Here is a 10,285-nt window from a genome sequence, read left to right on the forward strand (position 1 = left end):
GGAAAGCAGGAAGTAAAGTGTCATTACGTGGCAAACATCGTGTCGAAAGATAACAAACAAGTCAGCAATGTTTCCGCACCGCGCGCCGTTTACGCTCCGGTAAACAGGTCAATGTTGTAAGAGCGTGCCCGGCAGTGCGATTTGCAGGATAACGGGCTCATAACGCTTATTCTTACCCAACTTCTTCGCCCAGCGTTTTACGCCGATAAACGCCACGCCACCGCCTAGCAGCGCGCCAATAACAGCAGCCAGATCGGTGCCGAATAACGTTTGGCAAATCGCCGCACCGAGCAGCAGCCCAACCAGCGGAACGAAATAAACCAGAGCAGCGGAAAACAGCAGCCGCCCCTCAGAAATGCCTAATTCCACTTTTTGTCCCACTTCTAAAGGCCAGTCGTAAGGAACGAACAGCGTGTTCTCAGCAGAGAGCCCAAGCTGACTTAATAAACCCGTTCCACACGACGAGCGGGACTTACAGGTGCCACAGCCCGAACTTGGCTCACACCGCAGCTCTGCGATGCCATCCTGCCATGACACTACCGTTGCCCACTCTTTAATCACGGTTGCGCCTTCAAAATAATGCTGTCAGCCACGCGTTTAGCCGTAGAAGGAGGAATATCGCCGACGACGGTAATCTCTCGATTGCCTTTCATGACAGTGTGAATAGAGCGTCGCCCCGTGAGCACAGATTGTTCCTCGCTCACGTCAGAAGACGGGCTAATGTTAATCGAAAAGCTGAATAAACCATCGCTATACAGACGTGTTTCAATCGGAATCGACGAACCTGGCAATATCTTTTTGTTGTGCGACAGCTCTTTCATCCCGGCAGGTAACCATTCCGGTACCCAGGTAAAATCACCTTTTTCCGCAGCAGGCGCGGGTAGCGCAGGAGGAAGTTTGATACCTTCCAGCGGACGCATCACGCTCACTACATCATCGTCAACAATCAGTGATGTCGTTAAGAATTGCTCCAGCCGTTTGTCGCCATTGCGATCCTGTAAATCAATACGCAGTGGAAGTTTCGAGTCCGCATCAATCCACACCGTATAGCTGTAGCGTGTGCCATCGCGTGAGATGACACGAATGCCTGATGCCAGACGATCGGCAATGCGCACCCGCCCATCAGCAGGAACAAAATCATAATAGGGCGAGAGTTTCTGGAAATCAGCGAATACCAGAGCAGGGAGAGAGTCAACGATATGGTCACTGGTAAGCGTAAATGGCTCAAAACCAGGATCGAAATAGCTGACTTCATTACCACGCTGCACGATCTCGCGTCGCGGCCCGTCCATAAACAGCAACTGTGCCAAGGCACGGTTATTCACCACAGCATGGCGATACCGTACCGACTCGAACCCTTGCAGGGTAATGTTAATAAAGGAAATTTCGTAATTCAGAGAACGAATAGCGCCATTCATCTGTTGCAGCAACGCGCCCGGCTCAACATTCTGAGCCGGGGCGAAAGTAGAATAAAACAGACTGCCAATCAGAAAACAGGCGGCGGACCAAACACGCTTCATTACCGGGGCTGTGTTCCTAATGATTGAGTACCGGGAACCTGAATTGCCGCTTGCTGATCGTCCTGCGGCAGAGCGTGCTCAGCATGCAGCCGGCGCTGTAATTCGTAGTCCTGCAAAATAGCGTTAAGGCGATTGCGCTGCATATCGGATTTCTGTTGACCGCTGTTAGGGGCAACATTTTCTGACGGCACGCCCAGGCTCACTGGAGAGGCGGTGCCCATAGCGGGTAAGGTGCTGAACACGCCGGATTCCACAACATGTTCGGCAGCATTACCCTGCTGGTAATTTTGTACGCCGACAATCACCGCTAAAGAGACGCAGGCGGCCACACCGACTTGCGTCAGCTGGCTGCCCCACGGGCGGATTTTGTGCCAGAAAGGCATCTTCGTCCACTCGACAGGTTGTGGCTGAGATTCAGGCTGCGCTTGTGGAACCAGACGAACAGGTTCTTTTTCGATTGCAGCGGCAACACGAGAAGCGATGTCCAGGTGAATCACGTTTTCACTCACATCACCACGCATCACATCACGAATCAGATGATAACTTTGCCAACTTTGCTGCAACGCGTCATCCCGTGACAATGCGCCTAACAGTTCGGAATCAACTGCTTCGCCATCCATTAAAGCGGAAAGTTTCTCTTTCTGCATACCGACACCCTTACCTTGTCAAATCCATCATTAGTCATGCGGATAGCTGAAAACGCTCGCTAGCGCTGAATAAGCGGTTGTACTTTATTATCAATCGCTTCCCGCGCCCGGAAAATACGAGAACGAACAGTGCCGACGGGACAATCCATAATCACGGCGATCTCTTCGTAGCTTAAACCGTCCAACTCACGCAGCGTAATCGCTAAACGTAAATCTTCCGGTAAAGACTCAATAGTTCGGAAAACGATGCTTCGTAATTCCTCTGACAACATTAAATTCTCAGGGTTCGATATTTCTTTCAGTGCACCCGCATTTTCATAGTTTTCCGCATCATTGGCATCAATGTCGCTGGAAGGCGGGCGGCGTCCCTGAGCTACCAGATAATTCTTGGCCGTATTCACTGCAATACGATACAGCCACGTATAGAACGCACTATCGCCGCGGAATGACTCTAACGCGCGATAGGCTTTAATAAACGATTCCTGTACCACGTCCGGCACGTCCCCTTGGGGAACATACCGTGATACCAGGCTCGCTACCTTATGCTGATAACGAACGACCAACAAGTTAAACGATTTTTGATCGCCTTTTTGGACTCGCTCGACCAGAACCTGATCTGCCAGTTGCTCGCTCATCCGAGGTAATCTCTACTCAAACCGTTCTCCACACGTAAAATAGTACTGCCAGCTATATAAGTCATATTTAGAGCAAGCTCCTCATTAGAACCAAGACATCCAATAAAGTTCCGAGTCATCATTTTTCTTTTGCTTAGCGCCGTTACTCGTCTTTGCGATGCGTATCATCACACATTTTCTTCATCAAAAATGGTCTTCATCTGAGGCTCCACGCTTCTCCGAGGATGATACGATAAATCTGGGGTATGCGCACGATTCAGCACGCCCTACTCTTCGCTTATTTATAGCGTAGAATTGGGGCTAAAAACCAATGCAGCAATCAACCATTGGGTGCTACCATCGGATTTCCTCTTCTTTTTGCACCCACGACACGACCATGCAAACGACCACTGAATACGTCTGTGATGTTTTAATCATTGGCAGCGGTGCTGCCGGGCTTTCACTGGCGCTGCGTCTGGCTTCACAAGCCAACGTGACGGTATTAAGCAAAGGCCCACTCAACGAAGGCGCAACGTTTTATGCTCAGGGCGGTATCGCCGCCGTTTTCGATGAAACGGACACGATTGACTCCCATATCGAAGATACCCTGATCGCTGGCGATGGCCTGTGTGAACGGGAAGCCGTTGAGTTTATCGCCAGCAATGCCAAACACTGCGTGCAATGGCTGATCGAACAAGGCGTGCTGTTCGATACCGAAACCAGCACTAGCGGCGAAGAGCGTTACCATCTCACGCGCGAAGGCGGGCACAGCCATCGTCGAATTCTGCATGCCGCGGATGCAACGGGCAAAGAAGTGGAAAACACGCTGGTGCAGAAAGCGCTATCTCATCCGAATATTCGGATTATGGAACGCTGCAACGCCGTCGATTTAATTACCTCGAATAAGCTGGGTCTGCCCGGCACACGCCGCATTGTCGGTGCTTATATATGGAACCGTGAACGGGAACGCGTAGAATCCTGCCGAGCGAAAACGGTGGTTCTGGCGACCGGCGGCGCATCCAAAGTGTATCAATACACCACGAACCCCGATATTTCCTCTGGTGATGGCATCGCCATGGCCTGGCGTGCGGGTTGCCGTGTGGCAAATCTAGAGTTCAATCAGTTTCACCCGACCTGTCTGTTCCACCCGCAGGCACGAAATTTCCTGCTAACGGAAGCGCTGCGCGGTGAAGGCGCGTACCTTAAACGTCCTGACGGCACACGCTTTATGCCCGATTTCGATGCCAGAGGCGAACTGGCACCGCGCGACGTGGTCGCCCGCGCGATTGACCATGAGATGAAACGGCTTGGCGCAGACTGTATGTATCTGGATATCAGTCACAAGCCCGAAGCATTCATCAAACAGCACTTCCCCACTATCGATGAAAAGCTACAGTCTCTTGGCATCGATCTGACGCGTGAGCCGATACCGATCGTGCCCGCAGCACACTACACGTGCGGCGGCGTGCTGGTCGATCAGCATGGTCGCACCGATCTTGACGGCCTGTATGCGATTGGCGAAGTCAGCTACACCGGATTGCATGGCGCAAACCGCATGGCATCCAACTCATTACTTGAGTGTCTGGTTTACGGCTGGTCAGCCGCTGAGGATATTTTGCAGCGCTTACCGCAAATCAAAGCAGTGAAAAAGTTACCGGATTGGGATGAAAGCCAGGTCGACAACTCCGACGAACAAGTGGTGATCCAGCATAACTGGCACGAGCTGCGCCTGTTTATGTGGGACTACGTTGGGATCGTGCGGACGACTAAGCGACTGGAGCGGGCACAACGTCGCATCCAACTGCTTCAGCAGGAAATCAATGAGTACTACGCCCACTTCCGTATTTCCAACAATTTACTGGAACTGCGTAATCTGGTGCAGGTCGCCGAACTCATCGTCCGCTGTGCGCTGGAAAGAAAAGAAAGCCGCGGGCTACATTACACACTGGACTACCCAGAGCAGTTCGACACCCCAACCCCCACCATTCTGGTGCCGTAGCTCATAGAAAAATAGTTCGCTCAGAAAAGGCGGACGCCGCTACAAGGCGTCTGCCATCTACATAAAGAGATAAAAATCTTTTGTCAGCCGCTGAAAATCAGTCGAGTAGCATCTTTCGGCATCACGAATGGCCAGTGAGGAATTCGCACATTCTTTTTCCTGACGAGACAGCGCCAGCAAAACGCGATGCGCAGGTTTATCTTCCTGCTCCGATACGTGAAGCTGCTGGTGAACGTGCCAATTGTGCTGCTGCGCCAGCGGAATAAAATGCTCAGCAACCTGAACCGGCAGCACCACGCAGAAAAGCCCTTCAGGCATCAGCAGTTGATGAACACAGCGCAACAGCGCTTCATGGGTTAACAAGGTGGTATAACGAGCCTGATCGCGCTGAGCTGACCCGCACGCGATCCCCGGCGGGAAATATGGAGGGTTACTGATAATCAACGAATAGGTGGCGCTTCGCGTCTCAGCAAAACTGACGATATCCTCAGCATACACCGTGATTCTGTCAGCCCATGGCGAGGCAGCAACGTTTTCTTTCGCCTGATCGCTGGCGGCGCTATCCAGTTCGACGGCATCAATCGGAACATGCGGTTCAGAACGTTGCGCCAGCATTAGCGCGAGAAGGCCGGAGCCGCTGCCAATATCCAGAATCCGTGTGGCTGAAGACACCGGCGTCCAGGCACCCAGCAAAATGCCGTCGGTTCCCACCTTCATGGCACAACGATCGTGCGCCACAAAGAATTGCTTGAAGGTAAATCCATCCCGACGCAGTGTCAGTTTATTATCAGCCTGATGACTCATGAAAATAAGATTCCAAACGTAAACCGCAGTAGCATAGGTGAAACATCAGTACAGGAAAAGTGCCGATGTCTGCTTAAACAGGTGAAGAAACCGGCCAATCCGTCTATAATCGGCGCCCCAAATAGAGGTAGACCATGACTGTAACCAATTTTTCCGAGCTTGATCTTGATGAAAGCCTGTTAGACGCCTTGCGCGACATGGGCTACGAGCGCCCGACCGTGATTCAAGCTGAGGCGATCCCTCCGGCGATGGAAGGCCGCGACGTACTGGGCTCCGCGCCAACAGGAACAGGTAAAACCGCCGCCTATCTGCTGCCGGTTTTGCAGCATCTTATCGATTTCCCTCGTAAAAAATCGGGTCCACCTCGTATTCTGATCCTCACGCCAACCCGTGAACTCGCCATGCAGGTAGCCGATCAGGCGCGAGCGTTTGCAGCGCATACGCACCTGGATATCGCCACGATCACCGGCGGCGTGGCCTACATGAACCACGCGGAAGTCTTCAGTGAAAATCAGGATATCGTCGTCGCGACGACGGGCCGTCTGCTGCAATATATTAAAGAAGAAAACTTCGATTGCCGCGCGGTAGAAACACTGATTCTGGATGAAGCAGACAGAATGCTGGATATGGGCTTCGCTCAGGATATTGAACACATCGCTGGAGAAACCCGCTGGCGCAAGCAAACGATGCTGTTTTCTGCGACGCTGGAAGGGGACGCGATCAAAGATTTCGCCGAGCGCTTGCTCAACGAACCCGTTGAAATCGAATCCGACCCATCGCGTCGGGAACGTAAAAAAATTCTGCAATGGTATTACCGCGCTGACGATCTCAAACACAAAACGGCGCTACTCTGCCACCAGTTAAAACAGCCGGATGTGACGCGTTCTATCGTCTTTGTACGCAAGCGTGAGCGTGTGCATGAGCTGGTTGCCTGGCTGCGTGAAGCGGGCATTAACTCCTGCTATCTCGAAGGCGAAATGGTGCAGGCCAAACGTAATGAGGCGATCAAACGTCTGAGCGACGGGCGTGTCAACGTGCTGGTGGCAACCGATATCGCCGCGCGCGGTATTGATATTGACGATGTCAGCCACGTATTTAACTTCGACTTACCGCGCACAGCCGATACTTACCTTCACCGTATCGGCCGTACTGGCCGCGCCGGTCGTAAAGGCTGTGCTATCTCTTTCGTTGAAGCGCACGACCATCTGCTGCTGGGAAAAATCAGTCGCTACTTGAATGAACCGCTAAAACCGCGCGTCATTGAAGAACTTCGCCCGGCGACTAAAGCGCCAAGCGCCAAAACGACGGGGAAACCGTCGAAAAAAGTGCTGGCTAAGCGACAAGAGAAAAAAGAGAAGGAAAAAGAAAAAGTTAAGGTAAAAGTTCGTCATCGCGATGCTAAAAATATTGGTAAACGTCGTCAACCAACGCAGAAAACCGACGAACCGTCTGCTGAATAAAATTTCTATAAAATAGAGACATAAAAAAGGGAGCTTCGGCTCCCTTTTTGTTAAGGCTTGAGTAACAACTTACAGGCTTGCGGTAAAAGTACGAGCGATAACGTCGCGCTGCTGCTCTGGCGTCAGTGAGTTGAAACGCACAGCGTAGCCAGATACGCGGATAGTCAGCTGCGGATAGTTTTCCGGATGCTTAACGGCATCTTCCAGCGTCTCACGGCGCAGAACGTTTACGTTCAGGTGTTGACCGCCTTCCACACGCACTTCAGGTTTGATTTCCAGCGGAATTTCACGATACTCGATCTGACCCAGATCGCTCACCGGAACGATTTGATCTTCGCTATAACCCGATTTAGCACACACGCAACGCGCCTGTGATTTTTCTTCATCCAGCAACCAGAAAGAATTGATCAGCGCGCTGTCGTTAGCCTTGGTGATTTGAATACCAGTAACCATAATTGCCTCCGTAAAACGGCGTGTTATTGTCTTAGTTAAAAACGAACGTAGTTAAAAACTGACTTAGTTAAAACTGACTGAGTTAAAAACGGTTTTAGTTAAAAACGGCCAGATTTCGTAACGATCGTATAAAACTGTTTGTATCTACCTCCTTATATACCAGCCTGATAACGGGACATCCTTGACTTAAATCAATTTTAAAACCCCACCACTTAACCACACGAAGGCAATTTATTGTTTTATATCAATTTTACCAAGGCACCGAATTACAAATATTTTTGTAAATTTTCAATTTTTTTTCAAAAAAGGCGTTTTCATTTCGACAGCAACGGTTACGGTTTTACCTCGGCACGATAGATCGGTAAGCTACCCGCAACACCATTCAACCTGTAAAAAAAGAGTGCATGATGGCGACCTCTCTCACCTGGCATGACGTGCTGGCACAAGAAAAGCAGCAGCCTTACTTCATTAACACCCTTGAATTCGTTGGGAAAGAACGCGCAGCGGGTAAAACTATCTATCCTCCGCAGAAGGATGTTTTCAACGCGTTCCGCTTTACCGAACTGCATCAGGTCAAAGTCGTCATTCTGGGACAAGATCCCTATCACGGCCCAAATCAGGCACACGGACTGTCGTTCTCGGTACGTCCTGGCGTACCCGCTCCGCCTTCTCTGGGCAATATTTATAAAGAATTAGCGAGCGACATCCCTGGATTTGAAATTCCACGGCATGGTTTTCTACAAAGCTGGGCGGAGCAAGGCGTTTTACTGCTCAACACGGTATTAACCGTTGAAGCAGGACAGGCACACTCGCATGCTAACTTGGGCTGGGAAACGTTTACTGACCGCGTCATCGCGGCATTGAATGAGCAGCGGGAAGGTCTGGTCTTTCTGCTATGGGGCTCGCATGCACAGAAAAAAGGCAACATCATCGATCAGCAGCGTCACCATATTCTGAAATCACCGCACCCTTCCCCCCTATCTGCCCACCGCGGTTTCTTGGGCTGTAAGCATTTTTCGCAGGCTAATCAGCTTTTGGAACAACAAGGGCTGTCACCAATAGACTGGACGCCAAGACTCCCGGAAGAGGCTTAAGCGATAACGGTTTGGTTGTCTTCAAAAATGAAGGCAGCCAACTGTCGTTTACAAAGAATGATTTACAAAAAATCGTTTATAAATAATGGTTTACAGGGAATCGCTGACAAACGTATTAAGCAAATGAAAAACGTTAATTGGATAGGGAGAAATTGAAAAAACGGAATGAAATAAGAAGTAATGCGATGATTTGGTGGAGCTAAGCGGGATCGAACCGCTGACCTCTTGCATGCCATGCAAGCGCTCTCCCAGCTGAGCTATAGCCCCACAACGTGTGGAATGTTCGTGATAATCAACCAAACAGAGGGAGTGTTTGGTGGAGCTAAGCGGGATCGAACCGCTGACCTCTTGCATGCCATGCAAGCGCTCTCCCAGCTGAGCTATAGCCCCGTATCTTACAGCATCACCGTGAAAGCAAGTACTGTGCGAACGCGTCGCATAATATGAAACCCGATTCGCAGTGTCAACGGCTAAATCCGGTTATCCGATTAACCGCTGAAAAAGACGCCAAAGGTAAGAAAAAACAGGCGGCCATTTCGATGTCATCTCATCATAAGCACAATAAAAAGCTGCTAACGATAACGCGATTTATTATCATCACTTCACGTTACGCTTCTGCCTCCTATATAAGCCCCATCACATGCGCTATTTTCCTATGATTGTATTTTCTATGATGGTATCTGCCTCTGGCATGTTGCCTGTTCGGGCGCAGCCCACTATTCCTGATATGACCGAACAAGCAAAAGCTCAATTTGAGATCAGGCAAATTGAGATGAAAAGCGATGCGCAGCATGCCTATCGGCTTTTCATCGCACTTCCCCGCCAACCGGCACCTGAAGGCGGTTATCCGGTTCTGTATATGCTGGATGGCAATGCTCAGTTTCCCGTTGCCGTAAATAGCTATAACGCAAAAAATGGCGCGGCACCGCTGATTGTCGCCGTGGGTTATCCGATCGATAAGCCTTACGATGTTCCCGCCAGAACGCGTGACTACACGCCACCGACAACGCTCACCGACCCAGATTTTGCCGCAGGCGGCGAAGCGGAGACGTTTTATCAATTCCTGCAATCCACGGTAAAACCCTGGATTGAAGCGAACTACGCCGTGAATAAGCAAAAACAAACGCTGGCCGGGCACTCTTTCGGTGGTCTGTTTACGCTCTATACGCTTTTTAACCACACCGAATCTTTCCAGCGTTATGTTGCCGCAAGCCCGTCTATCTGGTGGGGAAATGGCGTTGTGATTCCGGCAAGAACGCCGCTGCTCGCTACATCGCCACAATCCATTACCGTCACGGCAGGGGCAAATGAAGATGAGCCAGCCAAAACGCAGGCGGGTAAACCTGTTGATGAAAAGCGCGCAGAGCGTCTCAGCCAAAGAAAAATGGTGGAAAGAGCAACAGCGCTGGTCGCACAGCTCAACGAACAAGGCACAAAAGCCGACTTTATTCTGTTCCTCGGTAAAGGGCACGGCGACGTGATCCCCGATGCCATCGGTAAAGCGGTTGCTATCGCCGGCCAATAATGCGCTAAGTCATAAGTAAAAAGCCCCAGCATTTGGCCGTAATGCTGATCAGTTAAGGATCGGTTGACCGATCCAGTGGCTGTGTAAAAATCCGGAAATGCTCACCCGTTTCCGGATTTTTTTATGCACATTGGACAGGCTCTTGATCTGGTATCCCGTTACGACTCTT

Annotated in this window: 10 protein-coding genes and 2 tRNA genes; 4 read left to right on the forward strand and 8 right to left on the reverse strand. The window is 50.7% G+C overall.

Going from position 1 to position 10,285, the window contains the following annotated elements:
• Positions 1-108: 108 nt before the first annotated feature.
• Genes rseC through rpoE form a run of 4 tightly spaced genes read right to left on the reverse strand, consistent with a single transcriptional unit; the run spans position 109 to position 2,802 of the window.
• Positions 109-561: a SoxR-reducing system protein RseC gene (rseC, locus tag Q3A88_RS10315; protein WP_317177850.1), complete on the reverse strand. Its 453-nt coding sequence runs from the start codon at positions 559-561 to the stop codon at positions 109-111.
• Entirely contained in the window at positions 558-1,520 is a 963-nt protein-coding gene (gene rseB / locus Q3A88_RS10320) for a sigma-E factor regulatory protein RseB (RefSeq protein WP_039463617.1), read from the reverse strand. Before rseB ends, rseC begins: the two co-directional genes overlap by 4 nt.
• Positions 1,520-2,167 carry an anti-sigma-E factor RseA gene (gene rseA, locus Q3A88_RS10325; RefSeq protein WP_014916252.1) on the reverse strand — a complete coding sequence of 216 codons (648 nt, stop codon included), beginning with the start codon at positions 2,165-2,167 and terminating at the stop codon, positions 1,520-1,522. Before rseA ends, rseB begins: the two co-directional genes overlap by 1 nt.
• Positions 2,168-2,226: 59 nt before the next feature.
• Complete coding sequence (gene rpoE, locus Q3A88_RS10330; protein WP_005973561.1) at positions 2,227-2,802, reverse strand: RNA polymerase sigma factor RpoE; 576 nt, start codon at positions 2,800-2,802, stop codon at positions 2,227-2,229.
• Between the two features lie 376 nt (positions 2,803-3,178).
• Between rpoE and nadB the strand changes: the two genes are divergently transcribed.
• On the forward strand, positions 3,179-4,780 hold the full coding sequence (gene nadB / locus Q3A88_RS10335; protein WP_014916253.1) for an L-aspartate oxidase: 1,602 nt from the start codon (positions 3,179-3,181) through the stop codon (positions 4,778-4,780).
• A 57-nt stretch (positions 4,781-4,837) separates the two neighbouring features.
• Here the strand turns inward: nadB and trmN are convergent, their stop codons facing one another.
• Complete coding sequence (trmN, locus tag Q3A88_RS10340; protein ID WP_317177851.1) at positions 4,838-5,584, reverse strand: tRNA(1)(Val) (adenine(37)-N(6))-methyltransferase TrmN; 747 nt, start codon at positions 5,582-5,584, stop codon at positions 4,838-4,840.
• Positions 5,585-5,718: 134 nt separating this feature from the next.
• On the opposite strand from trmN, the gene srmB reads away from it, so the two are divergent.
• Positions 5,719-7,044, forward strand: coding sequence for an ATP-dependent RNA helicase SrmB (gene srmB, locus Q3A88_RS10345; protein ID WP_039284402.1), 1,326 nt, complete (start codon positions 5,719-5,721; stop codon positions 7,042-7,044).
• Positions 7,045-7,113: 69 nt separating this feature from the next.
• On the opposite strand, the gene grcA is transcribed toward srmB, so the two are convergent.
• On the reverse strand, positions 7,114-7,497 hold the full coding sequence (gene grcA, locus Q3A88_RS10350; protein WP_005973551.1) for an autonomous glycyl radical cofactor GrcA: 384 nt from the start codon (positions 7,495-7,497) through the stop codon (positions 7,114-7,116).
• Between the two features lie 407 nt (positions 7,498-7,904).
• Here grcA and ung point away from each other — a divergent pair, with 407 nt between their 5' ends.
• Complete coding sequence (gene ung / locus Q3A88_RS10355; RefSeq protein WP_012822888.1) at positions 7,905-8,591, forward strand: uracil-DNA glycosylase; 687 nt, start codon at positions 7,905-7,907, stop codon at positions 8,589-8,591.
• 191 nt (positions 8,592-8,782) lie between these two features.
• Here the strand turns inward: ung and Q3A88_RS10360 are convergent.
• Positions 8,783-8,858: transfer RNA gene (locus tag Q3A88_RS10360), tRNA-Ala, on the reverse strand.
• A 47-nt stretch (positions 8,859-8,905) separates the two neighbouring features.
• A tRNA-Ala gene (locus tag Q3A88_RS10365) sits at positions 8,906-8,981 on the reverse strand.
• Between the two features lie 280 nt (positions 8,982-9,261).
• Here Q3A88_RS10365 and Q3A88_RS10370 point away from each other — a divergent pair.
• Positions 9,262-10,116, forward strand: a complete 855-nt coding sequence (locus Q3A88_RS10370) for an alpha/beta hydrolase (RefSeq protein ID WP_317177852.1) — start codon at positions 9,262-9,264, stop codon at positions 10,114-10,116.
• The last annotated feature ends 169 nt before the right edge of the window (positions 10,117-10,285 follow it).

Origin of the sequence: Pectobacterium sp. HCp5_1, assembly GCF_032905925.1 — a bacterium.
GTDB classification, from domain to species: domain Bacteria; phylum Pseudomonadota; class Gammaproteobacteria; order Enterobacterales; family Enterobacteriaceae; genus Pectobacterium; species Pectobacterium brasiliense_A.